The sequence below is a fragment of the Mycolicibacterium diernhoferi genome, from assembly GCF_019456655.1.
Lineage (GTDB): Bacteria > Actinomycetota > Actinomycetes > Mycobacteriales > Mycobacteriaceae > Mycobacterium > Mycobacterium diernhoferi.
This window is the reverse complement of record NZ_CP080332.1, coordinates 5,936,044-5,959,405: the sequence shown is the minus strand read 5'-3', so window position 1 is coordinate 5,959,405 and position 23,362 is coordinate 5,936,044. Positions and strand designations below refer to the sequence as shown.

Sequence of the window (23,362 nt, the reverse complement as noted above, 5' to 3'; positions counted from 1 at the left end):
ATGACCGGGCATTATCAACTACTTGTCATTCGGGCTTTGCGGCGATACCGTCAATCCCATGGCGAGGTTTCCGAAACCGGCAGAGGGCAGCTGGACCGAGCATTATCCGGAACTGGGCACCGGGCCGGTGTCCTACGAGGATTCGATAAGCCCCGAGATCTACGAGCTCGAGCGCAAGGCGATCTTCAAACGCGCCTGGCTCAACGTCGGCCGGGTGGAGCTGCTGCCCCGCAAGGGTAGCTACTTCACCAAGGAGATGAAGGCGGCCAACACCTCGATCATCGTGTGCCGCAACACCAAAGGCGAGGTGAAGGCCTACCACAACGTGTGCCGGCACCGCGGCAACAAGCTGGTGTGGAACGACATGCCGCTGGAGGACACCAGCGGCGTGTGCCGCCAGTTCATCTGCAAATACCACGCGTGGCGATACGACCTGGACGGGAACCTGACCTACGTCCAGCAGGAGGAGGAGTTCTTCGACCTCGACAAGGAGCGCTACGGCCTGGTGCCGGTGCACTGCGAGGTGTGGGAGGGCTTCATCTTCGTCAACTTCGCGGCGGAACCCGAGCAGTCGCTGACCGAGTTCCTGGGCCCCATGATCACCGACCTGGCCGGCTACCCGTTCGACAAGATGACCTCCCGGTTCACCTACCGGTCCGAGGTGAAGGCGAACTGGAAGCTCTACATGGACGCGTTCCAGGAGTTCTATCACGCACCGGTGCTGCACGCGAACCAGACGCCCACCGCCTATTCCAAGGCGGCCGCCCAGGCCGGCTTCGAGGCGCCGCACTACCGCCTGGAGGGTCCGCATCGGCTGGTGAGCACCTCCGGTGTGCGGGCCTGGGAGATGGCCGCCGAGATGCGCAAGCCCATCGAGGACATCTGCCAGAGCGGACTGTTCGGACCCTGGGACAAGCAGGATCTCGGCCCCATGCCCGAGGGCCTGAATCCCGCGAAATGCGATCCGTGGGGCCTGGATTCGTTCCAGCTGTTCCCCAACTTCACCATCCTGTTCTGGGGGCAGGGCTGGTATCTGACCTATCACTACTGGCCGACCTCGTTCAACACCCACACCTTCGAGTGCACGCTGTACTTCCCGGCGCCCCGCACCCCGCGGGAGCGCCTTGCCCAGGAACTCGCCGCGGCCTCGTTCAAGGAGTACGGCCTGCAGGACGCCAACACCCTGGAGGCCACCCAGACCAGCATCGAATCCCGGGTGGTCGACGAGTTCCTGTACTGCGATCAGGAGATCCTGCTGCGTCACCTGCACAAGGAGACCGCGGCCTGGATCGCGGAGTACCAGAGCAGGACGGTGCAGGTGTGACGATGTTTCCTTCGGAATTCGCTGATCTGGAACAGTTTTCGGACTGGTGCCTGCCCAACGAGGCGGCCCGGTACAGCAAGCGCCTGGGCAGCACCATGGATGAGATGCAGGCCTTCTACGACGCCATCACCGCCCGCGCCGAGGAAGCCATCTCCTATTGCGACAAGTTCTCCCTCGACGACATGCCCGAGGACGTGCAGAACCTGATGCGCCTGCTGTACTCGATGGTGACGGTGTCCTTCCCGGTCGAATGCTGGAAGCAACCGCGGGTGCCGGACTCGGGAGCCACCAGCCTGGACTGCGTCTACGAGCCCATTCCGTGAGCGACGCGGTTGTTTCCCCCGTCGCTTCGCTCGCCCGGGTTGTACTCAAAGCCGCCCGCTGGGCCGACGTGGACACCGGCGAGATCCATACCCCGGCCGTCGTGGTCATCGAGGGCAACCGCATCACCGCGGTGAATCCCGATGGCCCGCTGCCCGATTCGGCGACCGAGATCGACCTGGGCGACGTCACGCTGCTGCCCGGCCTGATGGACATGGAACTCAACCTGCTCATCGGCGGTCCGGGCAACCCGGACGGGCTGCCCACGCCGATGCACGGGGTGCAGGACGACCCGGCCTACCGGACGTTGCGCGGGGCGGTGAACGCCCGGACCACCCTGGAGGCCGGGTTCACCACGGTGCGCAACCTCGGGCTGATGGTGAAGACCGGCGGTTACCTGCTCGACGTCGCCCTGCAGCGGGCCATCGACCAGGGCTGGCACGCCGGCCCGCGGATCTACCCTGCCGGTCACGCCGTGACGCCCTACGGCGGGCACCTGGACCCGACCGTCTTCCAGCGCCTGGCCCCGGGCATCATGCCGCTGTCGGTGGCCGAGGGCATCGCCAACGGGGTGCCCGATGTCATCGCCTGCGTGCGCTATCAGATCCGGCACGGCGCCAAGCTGATCAAGGTGTCGGCCTCGGGCGGGGTGATGTCGCACAGCACCGCGCCGGGCGCCCAGCAGTACTCCGACGCCGAGTTTGAGGCGATCGCCGACGAGGCCCACCGGGCCGGGGTGCGGGTGGCCGCGCACGCGGTGGGCGACACCGCGATCCGGGCCTGCATCAGGGCCGGGATCGACTGCATCGAGCACGGGTTCCTGGCCAGCGACGAGACCCTGCAGATGATGGTCGACCACGGGACGTTCCTGGTGTCGACGACGTATCTCACCGATGCGATGGCGATCGACCGGATCGCACCCGAACTGCGCAAGAAGGCCCTCGAGGTGTTCCCGCGGGCAAAGGCGATGCTGCCCAGGGCAATCGCCGCGGGGGTGCGCATCGCATGCGGCACCGACGCCCCGGCGATCCCGCACGGCGAGAACGCCAAGGAACTCGGGGCGCTGGTGGCGCGCGGGATGACCCCGATGCAGGCGATCCGGTCCGCGACGGTGGTGGCCGCCGAACTCATCGACGCCGAGCACGAACTGGGGCGGCTCGCCCCGGGGTATCTGGCCGATATCATCGCCGTACCGGGCGACGTATCCCGGGACATCACCGCCACGCTGGACGTGCGGTTCGTCATGAAAGACGGCGTCATCGTCAAGAGTTAGTCGCCGTGGAAGAGCTAGAGGGATGGGCAGCCGGCATGGAACTCACCGACAACATTCTGTGGCTGCTCAAGCAGGCCTTCTATTTCTCCCTGACGTCGGTCAACGATGCGGTCAAACCGCATGGGGTGAGCACCGCCCAGATCGGTGTGCTGCGGCAGCTGACCAATCAACCGGGCCTGTCCGGCGCCGAGCTGGCGCGCCGATTGCTGATCAGCCCGCAGGGTGTGCAACTCGCGCTCACCGCACTGGAGCGGCGCGGACTGGTGGAGCGTAAGCAGGATCCCCAGCACGGACGCATCCTGCAGGCCTTCCTCACCGAGGAGGGTCGCGCGGTGGCCGCAGCGGTCGTCAGCGATGCGATCGCCGCGCACGACCAGGTGTTCGGCGTGCTCAGCCGCGAGGAGCAGGAACAGCTGCGCGGCCTGCTGAGCCGGGTGGTCGAGCAGGGCACCGGGCACACGCTGTACGCCGACCACATCGACACCTGAAAAACCGCCCCCGCTGAATTCGGGTGTCTCTACTACTTGAGACCTATGACAAGTACTTGATAACCTCGTCGGGATGACTCTTCCCGACGGCTTCGCCGCGCTGCGCGTCAAGGACGTGGTGCGTGAGACCGATGACGCGCTGTCGCTGGTACTCGACGTCCCGGCCGAACACGCCGCGGCGTTCAGTTACCGGGCCGGCCAATTCCTCACTCTGCGGGTGAGCGTCGACGGTCAGGAGTACCGCCGCTGCTACTCGATGTCGTCCTCGCCGGTGCTGCAGCAGGATCTGCGGGTCACCGTGAAACGGGACGGTCGCGGCGTGGTGTCCAACTGGCTCAACGACCATGCCGCGCCGGGGGACCGGCTCGAGGTCAGCCCGCCCGACGGCCGGTTCGTCCGACCCGAAACCGACCGAGAGCTGGTGGCGTTCGCCGGCGGCAGCGGGATCACACCGGTGTTCTCTCTGATCCAGACCGCCCTGGCTGGTCCGGCCGGGCGGGCCCGGCTGCTGTACGCCAACCGGGCCGCCGGGTCGATCATCTTCGAGAACGCGCTGGCCGACCTGGCCGGCCGGCACGGTGAGCGGTTCAGCGTGACCCATCACCTCGACCACGACCGCGGCGTGCTGACCGCCGCAGGCATCACCGAGTTCCTCGCCGGGGTCGACATCGCCGGCGCGGACTTCTACATCTGCGGGCCCGGCCCGTTCATGGACACCGTCGAGGCCGCCTTGCGCGCCGCGGGCGTCCCGGCCGATCGGGTACACCTCGAGCGGTTCAGCGTGGCGCCGGTGCCCACCGAGAACACCGCGGTCACCGAGCAGGTGACCATCGAACTGGACCGCCAGGTCGTCACCGTCGACTACCGGCCCGGGCACACGTTGTTGCAGACGGCCCGGATGGCCGGCCTGAAGGCCCCGTCCTCCTGTGAAACCGGTTCCTGCGGAACGTGTATCGCGCAGGTCACCGAGGGCAGCGCCCGGTTGCTGAACAACGACGTGCTCGACGAGGACGAGATCGCCGAGGGCCTCGTCGTCACCTGCCAGGCGCTGCCCACCAGCCGCACCATCCGATGTGTCTACGAATAGAGGAGCACCGATGAGTCGGGTTGCAGTGGTGACCGGCGGAGCGTCCGGGATGGGCGAGGCGACCTGCCACGAACTGGGGCGCCGCGGTCACAAGATCGCCGTGTTCGACCTGAATGCCGATGCGGCGCAACGGGTCAGTGAGGATCTGCGGGCCCAGGGCGTCACCGCGATCGCGGTCACCGGGGACGTCTCGGACCGCGCCGCGGTCGACGACGCCTTCGCCAAGGTGCGCAGTGAGCTGGGGCCGACCTCGATCCTGGTCACCAGCGCGGGCCTGTTCGACTACGCGCCCTTCGCCGAGATCACCCCGGAGAAGTGGACGCGCATCGTCGAGGTCAACCTGACCGGCACTTTCCACTGCTGCCAGGCCGCGCTGGGTGACATGGTGGCCGCCGGGTGGGGCCGGATCGTGATGATCTCCTCCTCGAGTGCGCAGCGCGGCACACCGTTCGCCGCGCACTACGCAGCGTCCAAGGGGGCGCTGCTCACCCTCACCAAGTCCTTGGCCCGGGAGTACGCCGGAAAGGGCATCACGGTCAACAACATTCCGCCATCGGGTATCGAGACACCGATGCAGCACGCCAGCCAGGCCGCCGGCCACCTGCCGAGTAACGAGCAGATCGCCGCGAGCATCCCGGTCGGGCACCTGGGCACCCCGCACGACATCGCCGCGGCGGTGGGCTTCCTCTGTTCGGAGGAGGCCGGATTCATCACCGGGCAGACGCTCGGGGTCAACGGAGGGTCGGTGATGTAGATGACAACGCAATGGGCGAAAGCCGAGAAGCCGGTCGAGGGCTCCTGGACCGAGCACTACCCGGAGCTGGGAACCGGGCCCATCTCATTCCGGGACTCCATCTCCCCGGAGTTCTACGAACGTGAACGTGAGGCCGTCTTCAAACGGGCCTGGCTCAACGTGTGCCGGGTCGAGGAGATGCCGCAGGTCGGCAGCTACCTGCTCAAGGAGATCGAGGTCGTCAACGCGGCGCTGATCCTGGTGCGTGGCGCGGATGAGCGGATCCGGACATTCCACAACCAGTGCCGGCACCGCGGCAACAAGCTGATCACCGGAGCCGGAGCCGGAGCCGGAGCCGGAGCAGGCCAGGTCGACGAGTTCGTGTGCCCGCAGTGCGGCTGGCGATATGCGCTGGACGGCAGCCTCGTTCACATCCCGGGCCACGCCCAGTATTTTGACCTGGACGCCAAGGACTACGGACTGGTGCCGGTGCACTGCGATGTGTGGGCCGGCTTCGTGTTCGTCAACTTCGATGACCAGCCCCGCCAGAGCCTGCGGGAGTTCCTCGGCCCCATGGTGACCGGCCTGGACGACTACCCGTTCGGCAAGCTCACCGAGCGTTATGACTGGGAGGCGCACAACAACAGCAACTGGAAGATCTTCGCCGACGCCTTCCAGGAGTACTACCACGTGCCGTCCCTGCACACCCAGCAGGTGCCGGCCGAGGTACGCAATCCCGGCGCCGGCTTCACCTGCGGGCATTTCCAGCTCGACGGCCCGCACCGGCTGGTCTCCACCGCCGGCACCCGGCGCTGGCTGCTGGCACCGGAATACATGTACCCGATCGAGCGGGCCACCCAGAGTGGGCTGGTGGGGCCGTGGCGCACACCGGATCTCGGGGAACTCCCGGCCGGGCTGAATCCCGGCGGAATCGAGCCGTGGGGGATCAGTAACTTCCAGATCTTCCCGAACCTGGAGATCCTGATCTACGGCGGCTGGTACCTGCTGTACCGGTACTGGCCGACGTCCTACAACACCCACCGGTTCGAGGCGTTCACCTACTTCCAGCCGGCCCGCACGGTGCGCGAACGCATCGAGCACGAGGTGGCCGCGGTGGTGCTCAAGGAGTTCGCGTTGCAGGACGCCGGCATGCTCGGCGGTACCCAGGCGGCCCTCGAGTACGACGTGATCGACGACTTCCCGGTCAACGATCAGGAGATCCTGGTCCGGCATCTGCACAAGGTCGTCGTCGACTGGGTGGGGCAGCCCTGATGGCCGCCAAACGACTCCCGAGCGCGTTCGCCGAACTGGAGGAGTTCGCCGATACCTGGTGTCTGCCAACCGAAACCGAGCGCTGGAACCAGCGGTTGTCCAGCACGATGGGTGAGATGCAGGCGTTCTACGATGCGTTCTTCCCGCGGCTGGAAGACGCCATCGAGTACTGCGACAAGTTCTCCCTCGAGGACCTGCCCGAGGATGCGCTCAATCTGCTGCACCTCATCTACTCACTGATCATGGTCGCGATGTCGATCGAGATCATGCATCAGCCCGCCCCCGTGGACGCCGCCGACGCGGTGATGATCCGCACCGGCGAACCCCGGCCCTAGGAGAGGACACGCCATGAGTGTGTTGACCATCAACAAGCTGACCGAATCCGTCGGCGCCGAGGTCGTCGGGGTCGACGCCGAGGCACTGGCCCACGACGACGGACTGGCCTCCGCGGTCCTCGACGCGCTCGAGGACAACGGGGTCCTGGTCTTTCACGACCTGCATCTGCACGAGGACCCGCAGGCACAGGTGGCGTTCTGCGAGCGTCTCGGGGACATCGACCGCTCCGCCGACGGCCACCATCCGGTGTCCGGCATCTACCCGATCACCCTGGACAAGACCAAGAACAAGGCCGCCGAATACCTGAAGGCGACCTTCGACTGGCACATCGACGGGTGCACGCCGATGGCCGGGGAATGCCCGCAGAAGGCCACCGTGCTGTCCGCGATCCAGGTGGCCGCGCGTGGCGGGGAGACCGAGTTCGCCAACTCGTATGCCGCCTACGAGACGCTCAGCGACGGAGAGAAGGAGCGCTACGCCGCGCTGCGGGTGGTGCACTCCCTGGAGGCCTCACAGCGGAGGGTCTACCCGGATCCGACCCCGGAACAGTTGCAGCGCTGGAAGGCCCGCCCGACCCACGAGAACCCGCTGGTCTGGACGCACCGCAACGGACGGAAGTCCTTGGTGCTGGGTGCCTCCGCGGACTACATCGTCGGGATGGACCTCGACGAGGGCCGCGCTCTGCTCGACGAACTGTTGGCCCACTCCACCACCGTCGACAAGGTGTACAGCCACACGTGGTCGGTGGGGGACACCGTGATCTGGGACAACCAGGGCGTGCTGCACCGGGCGGCCCCATACGAGCCGAACTCACCGCGAGAGATGTTGCGCACCACCGTGCTCGGTGACGAACCGATCCAGTAGCGGCGCTAGGGGCGGGTACCGCCCTCGGGAGGGCCGGGGATCCAGGCGAGAATGTCGCGCATGCCGTCGTTGTAGACGACGCTGAACGGTACGTCGGGGCCCACGGCATCGAAATAGAGCTTGCCCGTGGCGCTCCCGCCGGGCGCCAGCATTCCTTCGAGGCCCGGAGCCTGCAGGAGCGGATACAGCGTCGAGTTCTGCGCGCGCGCGTTGAACCGGCGGATCTTGGGATCGACCTGGACGCCGAACGCTTGAATGGTCAGCATGGCCTCGTACAACTGGCCCTTGTGCGGCATCGGATCCGAACTCGGCCTCAGATCCATGACCGTGTAGCCGATTTCCGGCGCCCCGGTGTTGTCGAGAATCCGTATCTGTTCACCGAACGGTTTGATGTTGTCGACCGCCGATGCCGGCCCGGCGGTGGTGGTCCCGACGCTCAGCATGAGCACGGTGGCGGCGACGGCTCCGGCCAGTCTTTTGATGTTCACCATTGACTCCCCTCATTGGCGTGCAGTCACAAGGCGAACGCTACGCGCGATATGGAGAATCATCCCCGTCGATTAGCGGCGCTAACCGAAAGATATTGGAATCGAGCGGGATTGGGGCGGTGCTGCTTAGGCTCGCTAATCGACGAGGACTGCCGGCAGCGTGCTGTCCCGCGATGCCTGAGCGGGCGGACTAGTTGTACTGACCACGGACGTTAGGTACGGCGTGGCATGGTGACATGGAGAAGACCTCCGAGTGAAGTGCGAGCTGTCTAGGAACGCACCAACTCTCTCGGAGGTCTTCGTGTCCCACCGTAATGCCCCATTGTCAGAAACCGGTCGTCTGCGGCTGGCTCGTTGTGTTGTCGAGGACGGCTGGTCGCTGCGCCGGGCCGCCGAGCGGTTTCAGGTCGCGGTCACCACTGCCCAGCGTTGGGCCAGCAGGTATCGCGAACTGGGACCGGCCGGCATGGCCGATCGCAGCTCACGACCGCACCACAGCCCCAATCAGACACCCACCCGCACCGAGCGGCGAATCATCAAGGTCCGAGTCATCCGTCGTTGGGGCCCAGCCCAGATCGGCTATCTGTTAGGCATCCATCCTTCGACTGTGCACCGGGTGCTGACCCGCTACGGGATCGCGCGCCTGCGCTGGCTGGACCGCCCCACCGGCAGGGTCATCCGACGGATCAACACCACAGCCGTCGGTGAACTGGTCCATGTCGATGTCAAGAAGGTCGGTAAGGTCCCCGCCGGCGGTGGATGGCGGATGCAAGGGCGCAGCGTGGGCAATCGCAACGCACAGGCAAGCAGAGGGGCCGGCCAACACCGCAATCGCCGGTTGGTGCGCGGCTACCACTTTCTGCACACCGCGATAGATGCACACTCACGACTGGTTTATAGCGAGCTGCTCACCGATGAACGCAAAGAGACCGCCGCCGCGTTTTGGCTACGCGCTAACGCCTGGTTCAACGAGTGCGGGATCACTGTTCGTAAAGTGTTGACCGACAACGGTTCCTGCTACCGATCACACGCTTTCCGGGACGCACTCGGCGACGTCGAACATCGCCGCACCCGCCCCTACAGGCCGCAAACCAACGGCAAGGTCGAACGCTTCCACCGCACCCTGGCCGACGAATGGGCCTACGCCCGGCTCTACACCAGCGACGCTGAACGCTGCGCCGAGTATCCACGCTGGCTACACACCTACAATTACCACCGCGGCCACACCGCACTCGGCGGCGAACCACCTGCCACCCGCGTACCTAACCTCTCAGGTCAGTACAACTAGGGACGTCGTGTGGGGGGCGCCGTCGTCGTGGGCTGCGGGCCGGGCCAGGGATGGTGCGGTCCCATCATCCCGCCGGGTCCCATCATCCCGCCGGGTCCCATCTGGCCCCGCTCCATCATGCCGTGCTGGCGATTCCCGCCGGGGCAACTGCTCGATGAGTTCGTTCCGAGGAAGAATCCGGAGAAGAACACCACGGCCACGACGAAGACGACCCCGGCGACGATGCCGACCCAGCTGGCCCACACCGCGGCCGTGTTCGGCCTGTCACGTCGCTCCGTGACCACTGTGTTCTGATCCCGCGACTCGTGAGGTTCGGTCATGACCCGATCGTCGCGCGAAAGGCAGTCGGGCGCCTAGAGCCTTTGTGCCCTGCCGGATCGGACGAGGGACCCCTGTCTCCAGGCCCTCGACGTGGGCCGCGCAGCCGCCCGGGCCGGCGCGGATCACCCGCGGGCAGGCCCGCCCCGGATGGTGAAGCTCGACGCGTCGTCGATCTTGTCGATATGTGCGGCGAAGGCCTCGGCGCTGGCCGCCTCCAGGTCCACACCCGCGGTCTCGGCGATGAACACCCGGGACACGTGCTTGCCGCCGACCCGGTAGATGTTGGCGGTGCGCTCGCAGGTCTCGTGGCCGAGGTAGACGACCACCGGGGTGACGTCCTCGGGATCGAGGTCCTTCACCAACTCGGTCATGGTGTTCTCGGTCATCCGGGTCCGGGCGATCGGGGAGATCGCGTTGACCAGAATGTTGTTGCGCTGTCCCTCGATCGCCAGCACGTTCATCAACCCGACCAGCCCGGTCTTGGCGGCCCCGTAGTTGGACTGGCCGAACGTCCCGAACAGGCCCGAGCCCGAGGTGGTCATGACGATGCGTCCGTAGTTCTGCTCGCGCAACACCGGCCAGGCCGCCCGGGTGACGTTGAACGCGCCCCGCAGGTGCACGTCGATCACTGCGTCGACCTGCTCGGCGGTCATGTTCTTGAACGCGGCGTCGCGCAGGATGCCGGCGTTGTTGACCAGCACGTCCACCTTGCCGAAGGCCTCGACGGCGGTGCCGATGATGCCCTGCCCGCCCGCCTCGGTGGCCACCGAATCGGTGTTGGCCACCGCGGAGCCGCCCCCGGCGGTGATCTCGTCGACCACGGCTTGTGCGGCCGAGGTGGCCGGGCCGGTGCCGTCCACCGCGGCGCCCACGTCGTTGACCACGACATGGGCTCCGCGGCGGGCGAATTCGAGGGCGTGGCAGCGGCCGAGGCCGCCACCGGCGCCGGTCACCACGACGACGCGACCATCGAAACTGAGGACGGACAAGCGATCACACTCCTGACGTAACAGCGATTGACTTGGTGTCGAGGTAGCCCTCCAGGCCCTCGCGGCCGAGTTCCCGGCCGTAACCGCTGCCCTTGACACCACCGAAGGGCGCGAACGGATCCATGGTGTACCCCTGATTCACCCCGAAGGTGCCGGTCTTGATCTGAGCGGCAACGCCCAGTCCGCGGGTGGTGTCGGCGGTCCACACCGAACCGGCGAGACCGTAATCGGAGTCGTTGGCGATCGCGACGGCATCGGCCGCGTCCCGGTAGCCGATGACGGTGAGTACCGGCCCGAAGATCTCCTCCCGCGCGATGCGCATCGAGTTGTCGGCATCGGCGAACAACGTCGGGCGCACGTAATATCCGCGATCGATCCCGTCGGGCAGCCCATCGCCGCCGGTCACCAGCCGTGCCCCTTCGGCCTGGCCGATCCGGATGTAGTCGAGCACCCGCTGCTGCTGACGCCGACTGACCAGCGGACCCATTTGGGTACCCGGATCGGTGGGGTCACCGAGGGTGATCCCGTCCAGTTCGGCGGCCAGCGCATCGACGAACTCCTGTTGCCGGGCCGCGGGAACCAGGATGCGGGTCAAGGCATTACAGATCTGGCCGCTGTTGGACAGGCTGGCCGACCGCACCCCGGCGGCCACGGCGGCCGGGGCGGCGTCGTCCAGGACGATGGCCGCCGACTTGCCGCCCAGTTCCAGGCTCACCTTGGTGAGGTTGGTGGCGCACGCCGCGGCGACGGCCTTGCCCGCCGCGGTGGAACCGGTGAAGGACACCTTGTCGACGCCAGGGTGCCCGACCAGACGCTCACCGACCGATACGCCGCCGGGCAACACCGAGAGCACCCCGGGCGGCAGCCCCGCCTCGTTGAGCATCTCGACCAGCAGGGTCGCGTCCAGCGAGGTTTCCGGCGACGGTTTGACGATCACCGCGCAGCCGGCGAGCAGCGCGGGCACGACCTTGGCGATGGTGAGGAACTGCGGCATGTTCCACGGCACGATCGCGGCGACCACGCCGACCGGTTCGCGCCGGATGTGGATGTCGGATCCGAAGAAGCCGGGGCGGGTCTCATGCCACGGGTAGGCCTGCGCGGTTGCGCAAAACGCCCCGATCATCGCGGTGGGCAGGCCGACCTGGGCGCGCTTCGCGAAGCTGATGGGCGCGCCGATCTCGGCGGTGATGAGCTCGGCCACCTCGCCGCCGCGGGCCTGGTAGGCGTCCAGGAACCGCCGGATGACCGCGATGCGCTCGGTCGGGTCCAGCAACGGCCAGGGCCCGGAGTCGACGGCGGCGCGGGCCGTGGCGACGGCGGAATCGATCTGCTCGGGGGTGGACACCGGCACTTCGGCCAGCAGTTCCTCGGTGTGCGGTGACACCAGTTCCAGCACCTGATCCATACCGACCCACTCTGTGTATCAACTACTTGCTAATTGGGGTCGAGCATATACACCGGGGTCGCGGCCGGGTGCGTCAGCTCAGCTTGATCGCCGACAGGTACATCTCGACGACCGGCCGGTACAGGTCGACGTCGTCGAGCTGGCTGCCGAGCACCACCGAATCGCTGGTGGCGACGAGCACCTGGGCAAAGGTCAGCGGCGGGATGAGCAGTGTCGCTCCGATGCGTTCCAGCCCGTCGACGATGAAATTGCTCAGTGCCTCAACGACTTCGGAGCGTTTTCCGGCGACCCGCTCGCGCGCGTCGGGGTTGCGCTGCAGGTAGAGGGTGAACTCCATCCCCAGTGCGCTGTGCTCGGCGCCGCGGTCCAGGCTGAGCTGACGCCAGCGCGCAGCGATGGCGTCGAGTTCGGGTGCGCCGACCTCGGTCGAGGTGGACAACACGTCGGCGAAGTTGTCGAAATACCGGCGCCAGTAGCGATCGCTGACGGCGAAGAAGAGGTCTTCCTTGGTGGCGAAGTGCTTGTAGATCGCACCCTTGGTGTAGCCGGCGGCGCGCGCGATGTCGTCGAGGCTGGCCGGCGCGAAACCCTTGTCGGCGAAGACTTCTTCGGCGGCGTCGAGCAGCAGTGAACGGGTGCGTTCCAGGCGCCGTTCCCGCGTCCACTTCTCGACCATGGCGCCATTCTGGCACAGAATCCGAGAACCCCTAGGGTTACTCAGATACTTGGTGGTATCTTTCCGGGCTATGAGTGAGCTGTCCAATCAGAGCAAGCCCACGGTCACCGAATCCCTGAGTAGCGCCGGGATACCCGGTGAGGCTGGGCGTCCGACATCGAACCGGGTCAAATTCCTGGCGGTGATCGGCGGCGCCATCCTGTTGCTGCAGACCTATGTGTGGATCCGGTGGATCACCGGCCCCTACTTCACCCCGGTCGACCCCGGCCCCACCGAACCGCCGACCTTCATGAAGATCGCCCTGATGATGTGGCAGATCGGATCGCCGGTGCTGTTCCCGGTCGCCATCTGGTGGTTCCTCATCCGGCCCTGGCGCCGCGAACGCCGGATCACCCTCGACGGCATGCTCATGGTCTGCACGGGGCTGTTCTTCTTCCAGGACCCGCTGCTCAACTACATCAACACCTGGTGCACCTACAACGCCTGGGCGTTCAACATGGGCTCCTGGGCTCCGCACGTCCCGGGCTGGCTGTCCCCCGAGAAGCCGGGCGCTCAGGTCGCAGAACCCCTGGGCATCAACGTCTCCGGCTACGCATTCGGGGTGCTGCTGTGCACCATCCTGGGTTGCTGGATCATGCGCAAAGCACAGAAGCGTTGGCCCAACATCAGCACCAAGGGCCTGATCGGCGTCGCGTTCGCCTGGGGATTCGTCTTCGACTTCGTGATGGAAGGCCTCATCCTGATGCCGCTGGGGATGTACACCTTCCCCGGCGCCGTCCAGTCGCTGTCGATAAACGCCGGCACCTACTACCAGTGGCCCGTCTACGAGGGGCTCATGTGGGGCGGAGTGCAGGCCGCGCTGTGCTGCCTGCGCTTCTTCACCGATGACCGCGGCCGCACGGTCGTGGAGAAGGGCCTGGACAACGTCCGCGGCGGCTTCGCCGTCCAGCAGCTGACCCGGTTCCTGGCCATCTTCTCCGCGGTCAGCGCCTCGTTCTTCGTCTTCTACATCATCCCCGCGCAGTTCTGGGCCGTGCAGGCCGACCCGTGGCCGGAGGACGTCATGAAGCGTTCGTACTTCACCTCGGGTCTGTGCGGGGAGGGCACCGACCGGCCCTGCCCGGATCCCGCGCTGCCCATCCCGAGCAAGCATTCGGGCTATGTGAACCAAGACGGTCAGTTCGTCCTGCCCGAGGGTGTGGAGATGCCGACCGTCGTGCCGCACGAGCGGAGTGAATGAGTGTTGACCCTGCAGGCGCCGTTCTACCGGGCGGTCAACGATGAGGTCGAGGTCTTCCACGCGGCCGCCCGCCGCGGCGCGCCGGTGCTGCTCAAGGGGCCGACCGGGTGCGGCAAGACCCGGTTCGTGGAGGCCATGGCCCATGAACTCGGGCGTGACCTCATCACCGTCGCCGGCCACGAGGACATGACCTCGGCCGACCTGGTGGGACGGTTCCTGCTCAAGGGCGGCGAAACCGTCTGGGTGGACGGCCCGTTGACCCGGGCGGTGCGCGAGGGTGCGATCTTCTACCTCGACGAGGTGGTCGAGGCCCGCCAGGACACCACCGTGGTGATCCATCCGCTCGCCGATCACCGCCGCGAACTCCCCGTCGACCGACTCGGTATCACTTTGCCTGCGGCGGAGGGCTTTCAGCTGGTGATCTCGTACAACCCGGGCTACCAGAGTGTGCTGAAGAGCCTGAAGGAATCGACGCGCCAACGCTTCATCGCCATCGAACTCGGTTTCCCGCCGCCCGATGTCGAGCGTGAGGTGGTGGCCCGGGAAGCCGGTGTCGATCCGTCGACCGCGGACATCCTGGTGCGGCTGGCGAACACCATCCGAAACCTCGACGGCTCGCCATTGCGGGAAGTGGCCTCCACCCGCATGCTGATCCTGACCGCCGGCCTGGTCGCCGAGGGCCTGAACCTGCGCAGTGCGGTGCAGGCGGCGATGGTGCTGGTGCTCTCCGACGACGCAGACGTCGTGCGGGCGCTCGGCGAACTCGTCGACGCCGTGCTACCACGGGCGTGACCGAACCGGACCGGCTGCGGCTGCTCGCCACCTTCTTGGCGGGCCGGTCGATAGACGTCGCCGCAGCCCCGGCCGGCCAACCGGCCTACACCGACGGGCAGGTCGTCTACGTCAGCGCCGGAGCCGCTGCGGAGCAGCAGCGCCGGGAAATGCTGCTGCAGAGCGCACTTCTCGGCGCGGGCAGCCTGGCACCGCAGTACGTGAAACCGCTGCGGGCCCGGGCCGCGATCGCGCGGCGCTACCTGGCCTGCGAGGGGCACCGGGTGCTGGGTGACCTGGCGGCGCGGCTACCGCTGGCCGCTGGGCTGCACGACGCGGACGCGCTGAGTTCGTCCAGCGCCGAGTCCCTGGCGCTGGCCCGGTCCCGCCGCCGTATCCCGGACGCCCCGGACTGGTTCGGCGTCCTCAAACCGGGCGCCCTGCTCGGCGCGGTGTCCGGCACCGAACCGGATGTGCGGGTGCGGTTCGACGTCAACGCCGACCTCCCCGTGGGGGAGGACGGTTCGGACGAGGACGAGGACGATGAGCCCGGCGAACAGAGCAAGATCCTCAAACTGTTCGAATCCCCGCTGAACTCCCAGCTGATGTCCGACCTGCTGCGCAAGCTGCTCGGCGGCGCGCGGGCCTCGGGGGAGAACCAGGCCGGCGGGGAACTCCGGCTGGGATCGGTGCGCAAGGCCCAGGATGTCGGGGTGAACGCGCGCCCGATGCCGACCCGAATCCAGTTCACCGACAACGACAAACCCGGCGCCGCGGTCGGCGTCGGGGGGGCCCGCTACCCGGAATGGGATGTGTACGGCGACCGGTACCGGCCCGACTGGTGCCGCGTCATCGACTACCCGTTGACCACCACCGTCGACGTCTCGGCCGCCGAGGTGCCCCAGGATCCGGTGCTGCGCCGGCGGCTGTCCCGGATCGGGTTGGGCCCGCGCCGGTTGCGCGGCCGCGCCGACGGCGACGAGCTGGACACCGAGGCGCTCATCTCGATGTGGGTGGACCTGCGCTCCGGGCACTCCGCGGCGGAGAACATCTATCTGGAACGCCGCAAGCTGGAACGCAATCTGGGGGTGCTCATCCTGGTCGATGCCTCCGGGTCGGCCACCGACGAGGACCCGGCGGGCCTGGCCGTGCACGAGCACCAGTGCCGCGCGGCCGCGGTGCTGGCGGCCACCCTGGAGGAGCTCGGCGACCGGGTCGCGGTGTACGGTTTCCGGTCCCAGGGCCGCCACGCCGTCCACCTCCCGGCCATCAAGACCTTCGGGCAGCGGTTCGGGGCACTGGCCCGGGCCCGGCTCAACCAGCTGCGGCCGTCTGGCTACACCCGGCTCGGTGCCGCGATCCGCGGGGCCGGACAGATCCTGAAAACCGAAGCGGGCACCCCCAACCGGCTGCTGCTCGTGCTGTCGGACGGGCACCCCTACGACGACGGCTACGAGGGCCGCTACGCCGAGGCCGACGCCCGCCGCGCCCTGGAGGAACTGCGCGCCGACGGCGTGGCCTGCCTGTGCCTGACCATCGGTGCCGGGATCACCGGTGACGCCCTGGAACGGGTCTTCGGTTCGGCGTGCAACGCCACCGGCACCGAGCTGGCCGACCTCAGCGGTCGCATGGACGAGCTGTTCCTGACGGCCCTTGCCGAGCTGGCCGCGCCGCAGCGCTAACCTCGCCGGATGAGTACGGGATCTCACGGCGAAATACAGAGCGACGACGGGCGGTTCCGGGTCACCCGGTGGACCATCGAACCCGGCGGCGCGATCCCCATGCACCGCCACGACCACGACTATGTGGTGGTCCCGCTGCGCGACGCGACCATGCACGTGGTCACCCCCGACGGTACCGCGACGCCGGCGCATCTGCAGACGGGTGTCAGCTACACCCGCAGCGCGGGGGTGGAGCACCAGGTGGAGAACCGGGGAAGCACCGACCCGGTGGTCTTCATCGAGGTCGAGCGGCTCCGCTGAGCCACCGGACTACGGACTTTCAAGGGTTTGCACCCGCCGCCCCGGCGCGCACGCTGAAGACATGAAAATCGTCATCATCGGCGGCACCGGGCTGATCGGTTCCAAGGTCGTCGCCAAGCTCACCGAACTCGGCCACGACGCGGTCGGGGTGTCCCCGCGCACGGGCGTGGACACCATCTCTGGTGACGGCGTGGCCGCGGCGCTGACCGGCGCCGACGTCGTCGTCGACGTCACCAATTCGCCGTCCTTCGCCGACGACGATGTGCTGGCGTTCTTCACCACCTCCACCCGCAATCTGCTGGCCGCCGAGCGCGAGCAGGGTGTCGGCCACCATGTGGCGCTGTCGGTGGTGGGTGCGGCCGGCGTCCCCGACAGCGGGTACATGCGGGCCAAGGTCGCCCAGGAGAAACTCATCACCGAATCGGGCGTCCCGCACACCATCGTGCGGGCCACCCAGTTCTACGAATTCGTCGATGCCATCGCCGGATCGGCCACCGACGGCGACGTGATCCGGCTCCCGCACGCCGCCATGCAGCCGATCGCGGCCGAGGACGTCGCCACCGCCGTCGCCCGGGCCGCCGCCGGCACCCCGGTCAACGGGCCCCGCGAGATCGCCGGCCCGCAACGGATCGGGATGGACGACTTCGTCCGGACCGGGCTGGCCGCCAAGGGCGACGCCCGGCAGGTCGTCACCGACCCCGCGGCTCCCTACTTCGGCGCGGTCATCGACGACCGCAGCATCGTGCCCCTCGGCGACGCCGTCATCTTCGAGACCACCTTCGCCGACTGGTGCGCATAGTCGTCGTCGGCGGCACCGGCAGGGTGGGCTCGCTGGTCGTGCGCGGTCTGACCGACATCGGTCATGACGCGGTGATCGCGGCCAGGGGGACCGGGGTCGACACCGTCACCGGAACCGGATTGCCCGAGGCGCTGCGCGGTGCCACCACCGTGGTCGACGCCACCGACGCACCGTCGCACGACGATGCGGTGGCGCGCGAGTTCTTCGCCACCTCGACAGTGAACCTGCTGGCGGCCGAGGTGACCGCGGGAATCCGCCACCACGTGGTGCTGTCGGTGGTGGGCGTCGATCTGCTGGCACTCGGCAAGGGGTACTTCGCCGCGAAGCTGTTGCAGGAGAAGCTGATCGCCGCGGGCCCGGTACCGCACACCATCGTGCGCGCCACCGGCTTCTTCGAATTCCTGGACACCGTCGCCGAATACGGCACCGTCGGTGAGGTCGTGCGGCTACCGCCGGTACTGGTCAGCCCGATCGCCCGCGCCGACGCCGCCGAGGCGGTCGTCATCGCCGCCGTCGGTGACCCGATCGGCGGTGTTCTCGAGGTCAGCGGACCGCGCACCTACCGGCTCGACGAGATCGTGCGCATCGCGTTCCTCACCCGGGGCGACCGCCGCCGCGTACTCGGAGATCCGGCGGCGCCGTACTGGGGTATCGGTATCCGGGAACGCACCCTGCTCCCGTCCCGCACGGCGATCCGGTTCGAAACCCGGTTGGAAGACTGGTTGCTGGGCCGGATCGGTGGATAGCATGCTCAAGCATGCCGGGTGAGAGGCACGGGCCGGTGCTTCGCGGGCGCGATCGGGAATGCGAGGCACTGCGCGAGGTGCTGGCCGCAGCCCGCTCCGGTGACAGTCGGGTCCTGGTGTTGCACGGTGAGCCGGGCGTCGGCAAAACCGCCCTGCTGCAATACCTGTCGGCGCAGGCCGACGGATTCCGGGTCACCCGGGTCGCGGGCATCCAATCCGATATGGAACTGGCGTTCGCCGGGTTGCAGCAACTCTGCGGGCCGCTGCTCGATCGCCTCGACGACCTGCCGGGACCCCAGCGCGAAGCCCTCGACGTGGCCTTCGGCCTGGGTGCCGGGCCCGCCCCCGACCGCTTCCTGGTCGGCCTTGCGGTACTGAGCCTGCTGGCGTCGGCCGCCGACACCCAGCCGGTGCTGTGCCTGGTCGACGACGTGCAATGGCTCGACGAGGTATCGGTGCAGACGCTGGGCTTCGTGGCCCGGCGCCTGCTCGCCGAACCGGTGGCGTTGGTGTTCGGCCTCCGTGACGGCGGGGCCCCGGTGCTGCCCGGCCTACCGCAGCTGCCGATCGCGGGATTGGACGACACCGGCGCCCGCGAACTGCTCGAATCGGTGATGCCCGGACGCCTCGATGAACGGATCCGCGACCGCTACATCGCCGAGACCCGGGGAATCCCGCTGGCGCTGCTGGAACTGCCCCGCAACCTGTCGGCCGCCGAACTGGCCGGCGGATTCGCTTCGGGCACCCATCACTCGGCGGGCAGACTCGAAGAACGGTTCGTGTCCCGGATCAAGGCGCTGCCCGCGCCGACCCGGCAGCTGGTGCTGGCGGCCGCCGCCGAGCCCGTCGGCGACGCGGCGCTGTTCCTGCGCGCCGCAGCGTATCTCGGCATCCCGGTGGATGCCCTCGGGCCCGCAGAGGACGCCGGGATCATCGAATTCGGTCCGCGGATGCGGTTCCATCATCCGCTGATGCGCTCGGCCGCCTACCTGGCGGCCACCGTCGCCGAGCGCCGGGCGGTGCACGGCGCGCTGGCGGCGGCCACCGATCCCGCATCGGACCCGGACCGGCGGGCCTGGCATGCGGCGAACGCGTCGGCGGGTCCCGACGACGAGGTGGCCGCGGACCTGGAGACCTCGGCCGGGCGGGCGCACAACCGCGGCGGTGTCGCGGCCGCGGCGGCCTTCCTGGAACGCGCCGCGGTGCTCACCTCGGATCCGGCCCGGCGCGGCTCCCGGGCGCTGGCGGCCGCCCAGGCCAAACGTGACGCGGCCGCACCGGCGGCGGCGCAGGACCTGCTGGCCTCGGCCGAACTGTGCCCGCTGACCGCTCTGCAACGCGCGCAGGTCACCCGGTTGCGGGCACAGATGGAGTTCAGCCGCAGCCGCGGCGGTGACCTCGGTGCGCCGCAGGTGGCCGATGCGGCGGCCGGACTGCTGGCGGCCGCCCGCGGCCTGGACGGTCTCGATGACGAACTGGCCCGGGACACCTATCTGGAGGCGCTCGCGGCGACCATGTTCGCCGGCTCACACGGCGAACCCGGGGCGATCGAACGCGTCGCCGGGGCCGCGCGCACCGCCATCGGCAAGGTCACCCAGATCCACCGGCCGATCGACCACCTGCTCAGCGGCGTCGCCGAACTGATCATCGACGGGCCGGGCGCCGGCAGCCGATCCCTGCGCACGGCACTGGACCTATGGTGCGAACAGGCCCGGCGCAACGATGCCGGGGCGCTGAGCATGCTGTCCCTGGCGTTCCCCATCGTGCAGGAGTCCGTGGGCGGTGAACTCTGGGATGAGGAGGTGAACCGCCGGATGGCCGCGGTGATGGTGCGGTTCGCCCGCGACACCGGGGCACTGACCGTCCTGCCGGCAGCCCTGGCTTTCCGGGCCGGAACCTGTGTGCTGGAAGGAGAATTCGGCGCCGCCGCCAATTATCTCGACGAGGCCGACGCGATCTCGGCGGCCACCGGGTACCGGCTGATCAAGTACCACCGGCTGCACCTGGCGGCCTGGCGTGGAACCCCGGCCGACGCGGTCGGCCTGATCGAGGCGGCGGCCGCCGACGGGACCCGCCGGCGCGAGGGCCGGCTGCTGGACGTGGCCGGATTCTGCACGGCGGTGCTCTACAACGGGATGGGCCGCTACGACGAGGCGTTCGCGGCGGCAAACCGCTCCGTCGAGTATCTCAACCTGGGATTCGGCGGCTGGTGTCTGACCGAATTGGTGGAATCCGCAGCGCATCTCGGCGAACTGGACATCGCGCGCCACGCCGCCCGGGCGCTGGAAGCACGAGCCGGTACCAGCGGAACCGACTCCGGGCTGGGTGCGGTGGCCAAGGCCCAGGCGCTGCTCGCCGACGACGAGGACGCCGACCGGTTGTTCACCGAGGCGATCGCGCGGTTCGAGCGCAGCAGTGCGGTGGCCCAGCTCGCCCGCAGCCACCTGAGCTACGGCGAATGGCTGCGCCGGGCGAACCGGCGCAGCGACGCCCGGGCCCACCTGGGCCGGGCGCATGACATGTTCACCCGGATGGGCGCTCAGGCCTTCGCCGACCGGGCCCGCCGGGAACTGGTGGCCGGCGGTGCGAAGGTCCGCAAACAACCGGTCGCCTCCGGAGACCAATTGACCGCGCAGGAATCTCAGATCGCCCGGCTGGCCGCGGACGGACTGACCAACCAGGAGATCGGCGCACAGTTGTTCATCAGCACGCATACCGTGGAGTGGCATCTACGCAAGGTGTTCGTCAAGCTCGGGATCACCTCACGCCGGCAGCTGCGCACCCGCGCCCTGCCGGGCTGACCTCAGGTGTCGCCGCCGATCAGCAGCAGCTCATCGCCGGCCTCGAAGGTGTCCTCGGGCCGCGGAACCAGGACGGTGTTGCCGCGCAGCAGCGTCACCAGCGCGGTGTTACCGGGCAGGTCCAGTTGGTCCACCCGCTGACCGATGAGCGGGTTATCTTGTGGCAGAGTCAGTTTGGTCAGTGCGGCGCGGCCCTCGCGCAGGCCCATCAACCGGATCAGGTGCCCGACGTCGATGGCGCCCTCCACTCCGGCGGCCAGCGCCCCCGGGGTGGACACCGCCACGTCGATGCCCCAGTCCTGACTGAACAGCCACTGATTGTCGATGTCGTTGATCCGCGCGACCACCCGGGGCACCGCGAACTCGGTCTTGGCGAGCAGACCGACCACCAGGTTCGCCCTGTCGTCGCCGGTGGCGGCGATCATCACGTCGCAGGTCTGCGCACCGGCCTCCTGCAGGGCGGACAACTCGCACGCATCGGCGAGCAGCCAGTCCGCTGCGGGCACGGTGTGCGGTTCGAAACGGCGCCGCTCCCGTTCGATCAGCAGCACCTTGTGCCCGTAGTCGAGCAGCTCCTGCGCGACCGACCGGCCGACGTTGCCGGCGCCGGCTATTCCGATCCGCATCTTGCGTACGGCCACCTCGATATCTTGACGTATGACCCTGCACGAGCTCTACCTGGCGATGCTGATCGGGGGTCTGGTGCTGCTCGCCAGCATCGTCGGCACCCGGGTCGCGACGCGGGTGGGTTTCCCGGCGCTGTTGTTCTTCCTGTTGGTCGGGATGGTGCTCGGCCACGACGGGCTGGGGCTGGATTTCGACAGCATCGAGATGGCCCGCAACATCTGCACCGCCGCGCTGGCGGTGATCCTGGTCGAGGGCGGTCTGACCACCAGGTTCGCCGATATCCGTAGGGTGCTCGCGCCGGCCGGGGCGCTGGCGACCGTCGGCGTGCTGGTGAGCACCGCGATCACCGCCGCCGGAGCGCATTTTCTGCTCGACTTCGATTGGCAGCTGGCCCTGCTGCTGGGCGCCATCGTGTCCTCGACCGATGCCGCGGCGGTCTTCTCGGTGCTGCGGGTGCTCCCGTTGCCGCGCCGGCTGGCCGGATTGCTGGAGGCCGAATCCGGTTTCAACGATGCGCCGGCGGTCATCCTGGTGCTGATGTTCAGCGTGGTGCCGTTCGTGTTCGAGCCGGCCGGCACCCTTGGCGAGATCGGCTTCGAACTCCTGGCCGGCGCCGTGATCGGTTTGGGCACCGGGCTTCTCGGTGCAGTGACGTTGCGGCGCATCGCGTTGCCGGCCTCCGGCCTGTACCCGATCGCCACCTTCGGGCTGGGTGTGGTGGCCTTCGCCGCGGCGGGCAGCGTGCATGCCAGCGGATTCCTGGCCGCCTATCTGGCCGCGGTGGTGCTCGCGAACTCGGGCCTGCCGCACCGATCCGCCACCCGCTCGTTCGCCGAGGGGTTGGGCTGGCTGGCACAGATCGGGTTGTTCGTGGTGCTGGGGCTGCTGGTGCGCCCCACCGAACTGGCCGGCGACATCGTGCCGGCCATCGTCATCGGCCTGGTGCTGCTGCTGGTGGCCCGTCCGGTGTCGGTCGCGGTGTCGCTGATCGGATTCGGTGTTCCGTTGCGGGAGCAGCTGTTCCTGTCCTGGGCCGGCCTGCGCGGCGCGGTCCCCATCGTGCTGGCGACGTTCCCGATCGTCGCCGGGGTGACCGGCAGTTCCCGGCTGCTCAACATCGTCTTCATCCTGGTGGTGATCTTCACGCTGATCCAGGCCCCGAGCCTGCGGCTGGTGGCCGGGTTGCTCGGGCTGACCAGCGGGGAGGTGACCCGCGAGATCCAGGTGGAGGCGGCGCCGCTGGACGTGCTCGACGCCGAACTGCTCACCATGAAGGTGCAGTCGCCGTCGCGGTTGCACAACGTCACCATTCTGGAACTGCGGTTACCCGACCCGGCGGTGATCACCTTGATCATCCGCAACGGGCACACCTTCGTGCCGCTGCCGGACACCCGGATCGCGACCGGGGACGAGTTGTTGATCGTGACCACCAGCAAGATGCGGGCCGCGGCCGAGGCGCGGTTGCGTGCGGTGAGCCGCCGGGGCAGGCTGGCGCACTGGTTCGACGAGTACGGCAACCTCGAATAGCCCT

Annotated in this window: 24 protein-coding genes; 18 read left to right on the top strand and 6 right to left on the bottom strand. The window is 68.2% G+C overall.

Features of this window, described 5'->3' with window-relative positions:
• Positions 1-58 precede the first annotated feature (58 nt).
• The 9 genes from K0O62_RS28395 (at position 59) to K0O62_RS28355 (ending at position 7,698) form a co-directional block, all read left to right on the top strand.
• Positions 59-1,324, top strand: a complete 1,266-nt coding sequence (locus K0O62_RS28395; RefSeq protein WP_073858519.1) for an aromatic ring-hydroxylating oxygenase subunit alpha — start codon at positions 59-61, stop codon at positions 1,322-1,324.
• Positions 1,325-1,326: 2 nt separating this feature from the next.
• The gene (locus tag K0O62_RS28390) at positions 1,327-1,647 is read left to right on the top strand and encodes a hypothetical protein (RefSeq protein ID WP_073858520.1); all 321 of its coding nucleotides are present in this window, start codon (positions 1,327-1,329) and stop codon (positions 1,645-1,647) included.
• Complete coding sequence (locus K0O62_RS28385; protein ID WP_073858521.1) at positions 1,644-2,918, top strand: metal-dependent hydrolase family protein; 1,275 nt, start codon at positions 1,644-1,646, stop codon at positions 2,916-2,918. Before K0O62_RS28390 ends, K0O62_RS28385 begins: the two co-directional genes overlap by 4 nt.
• A gap of 35 nt (positions 2,919-2,953) precedes the next feature.
• Positions 2,954-3,406 carry a MarR family winged helix-turn-helix transcriptional regulator gene (locus K0O62_RS28380; RefSeq protein WP_073858522.1) on the top strand — a complete coding sequence of 151 codons (453 nt, stop codon included), beginning with the start codon at positions 2,954-2,956 and terminating at the stop codon, positions 3,404-3,406.
• 73 nt (positions 3,407-3,479) lie between these two features.
• On the top strand, positions 3,480-4,493 hold the full coding sequence (locus K0O62_RS28375) for a ferredoxin--NADP reductase (RefSeq protein ID WP_073858523.1): 1,014 nt from the start codon (positions 3,480-3,482) through the stop codon (positions 4,491-4,493).
• A gap of 10 nt (positions 4,494-4,503) precedes the next feature.
• Positions 4,504-5,247: an SDR family NAD(P)-dependent oxidoreductase gene (locus tag K0O62_RS28370; protein ID WP_073858524.1), complete on the top strand. Its 744-nt coding sequence runs from the start codon at positions 4,504-4,506 to the stop codon at positions 5,245-5,247.
• A complete protein-coding gene (locus tag K0O62_RS28365; protein ID WP_073858525.1) occupies positions 5,248-6,498 on the top strand; it encodes an aromatic ring-hydroxylating oxygenase subunit alpha in 1,251 nt (416 codons plus the stop codon).
• Positions 6,498-6,833 carry a hypothetical protein gene (locus K0O62_RS28360; RefSeq protein WP_073858526.1) on the top strand — a complete coding sequence of 112 codons (336 nt, stop codon included), beginning with the start codon at positions 6,498-6,500 and terminating at the stop codon, positions 6,831-6,833. The genes K0O62_RS28365 and K0O62_RS28360 overlap by 1 nt, the downstream gene beginning before the upstream one ends.
• A 13-nt stretch (positions 6,834-6,846) precedes the next feature.
• Complete coding sequence (locus K0O62_RS28355) at positions 6,847-7,698, top strand: TauD/TfdA dioxygenase family protein (protein WP_073858527.1); 852 nt, start codon at positions 6,847-6,849, stop codon at positions 7,696-7,698.
• Between the two features lie 5 nt (positions 7,699-7,703).
• Here the strand turns inward: K0O62_RS28355 and K0O62_RS28350 are convergent, their stop codons facing one another.
• Entirely contained in the window at positions 7,704-8,189 is a 486-nt protein-coding gene (locus K0O62_RS28350; RefSeq protein WP_234818513.1) for a DUF1942 domain-containing protein, read from the bottom strand.
• Positions 8,190-8,487: 298 nt separating this feature from the next.
• On the opposite strand from K0O62_RS28350, the gene K0O62_RS28345 reads away from it, so the two are divergent.
• Positions 8,488-9,474, top strand: coding sequence for an IS481 family transposase (locus K0O62_RS28345; protein ID WP_220045507.1), 987 nt, complete (start codon positions 8,488-8,490; stop codon positions 9,472-9,474).
• Here K0O62_RS28345 and K0O62_RS28340 read toward each other — a convergent pair.
• From K0O62_RS28340 to K0O62_RS28325, 4 genes are all read right to left on the bottom strand, one after another.
• The gene (locus tag K0O62_RS28340; RefSeq protein ID WP_073859774.1) at positions 9,471-9,794 is read right to left on the bottom strand and encodes a hypothetical protein; all 324 of its coding nucleotides are present in this window, start codon (positions 9,792-9,794) and stop codon (positions 9,471-9,473) included. The genes K0O62_RS28345 and K0O62_RS28340 overlap by 4 nt on opposite strands.
• Before the next feature lie 123 nt (positions 9,795-9,917).
• Positions 9,918-10,784 carry an SDR family NAD(P)-dependent oxidoreductase gene (locus tag K0O62_RS28335; RefSeq protein WP_073859772.1) on the bottom strand — a complete coding sequence of 289 codons (867 nt, stop codon included), beginning with the start codon at positions 10,782-10,784 and terminating at the stop codon, positions 9,918-9,920.
• Between the two features lie 4 nt (positions 10,785-10,788).
• Positions 10,789-12,189 carry an aldehyde dehydrogenase gene (locus K0O62_RS28330; RefSeq protein WP_073859771.1) on the bottom strand — a complete coding sequence of 467 codons (1,401 nt, stop codon included), beginning with the start codon at positions 12,187-12,189 and terminating at the stop codon, positions 10,789-10,791.
• Positions 12,190-12,262: 73 nt separating this feature from the next.
• A complete protein-coding gene (locus K0O62_RS28325) occupies positions 12,263-12,865 on the bottom strand; it encodes a TetR/AcrR family transcriptional regulator (protein ID WP_073859770.1) in 603 nt (200 codons plus the stop codon).
• Between the two features lie 70 nt (positions 12,866-12,935).
• Here K0O62_RS28325 and K0O62_RS28320 point away from each other — a divergent pair, with 70 nt between their 5' ends.
• The 7 genes from K0O62_RS28320 to K0O62_RS28290 all read left to right on the top strand — a co-directional run bounded on the left by K0O62_RS28320 (position 12,936) and on the right by K0O62_RS28290 (position 21,204).
• On the top strand, positions 12,936-14,105 hold the full coding sequence (locus K0O62_RS28320) for a spirocyclase AveC family protein (protein WP_073859769.1): 1,170 nt from the start codon (positions 12,936-12,938) through the stop codon (positions 14,103-14,105).
• Positions 14,106-14,897: a CbbQ/NirQ/NorQ/GpvN family protein gene (locus K0O62_RS28315; protein ID WP_073859768.1), complete on the top strand. Its 792-nt coding sequence runs from the start codon at positions 14,106-14,108 to the stop codon at positions 14,895-14,897.
• Positions 14,894-16,558, top strand: coding sequence for a nitric oxide reductase activation protein NorD (locus tag K0O62_RS28310; protein ID WP_073859766.1), 1,665 nt, complete (start codon positions 14,894-14,896; stop codon positions 16,556-16,558). Before K0O62_RS28315 ends, K0O62_RS28310 begins: the two co-directional genes overlap by 4 nt.
• Positions 16,559-16,567: 9 nt before the next feature.
• Positions 16,568-16,858, top strand: a complete 291-nt coding sequence (locus tag K0O62_RS28305) for a cupin domain-containing protein (protein WP_073859764.1) — start codon at positions 16,568-16,570, stop codon at positions 16,856-16,858.
• 61 nt (positions 16,859-16,919) lie between these two features.
• Positions 16,920-17,657 (top strand): SDR family oxidoreductase, encoded by a 738-nt coding sequence (locus K0O62_RS28300; RefSeq protein ID WP_073859762.1) that lies wholly within the window; start codon positions 16,920-16,922, stop codon positions 17,655-17,657.
• Positions 17,648-18,403: an SDR family oxidoreductase gene (locus K0O62_RS28295; RefSeq protein ID WP_073859761.1), complete on the top strand. Its 756-nt coding sequence runs from the start codon at positions 17,648-17,650 to the stop codon at positions 18,401-18,403. The genes K0O62_RS28300 and K0O62_RS28295 overlap by 10 nt, the downstream gene beginning before the upstream one ends.
• Positions 18,404-18,414: 11 nt before the next feature.
• Positions 18,415-21,204: a helix-turn-helix transcriptional regulator gene (locus K0O62_RS28290; protein WP_073859759.1), complete on the top strand. Its 2,790-nt coding sequence runs from the start codon at positions 18,415-18,417 to the stop codon at positions 21,202-21,204.
• A 2-nt stretch (positions 21,205-21,206) separates the two neighbouring features.
• Here the strand turns inward: K0O62_RS28290 and K0O62_RS28285 are convergent, their stop codons facing one another.
• Positions 21,207-21,830: a potassium channel family protein gene (locus K0O62_RS28285; protein ID WP_073859777.1), complete on the bottom strand. Its 624-nt coding sequence runs from the start codon at positions 21,828-21,830 to the stop codon at positions 21,207-21,209.
• Between the two features lie 31 nt (positions 21,831-21,861).
• Between K0O62_RS28285 and K0O62_RS28280 the strand changes: the two genes are divergently transcribed.
• Positions 21,862-23,358, top strand: a complete 1,497-nt coding sequence (locus K0O62_RS28280; protein WP_073859757.1) for a potassium/proton antiporter — start codon at positions 21,862-21,864, stop codon at positions 23,356-23,358.
• Positions 23,359-23,362 lie beyond the last annotated feature (4 nt).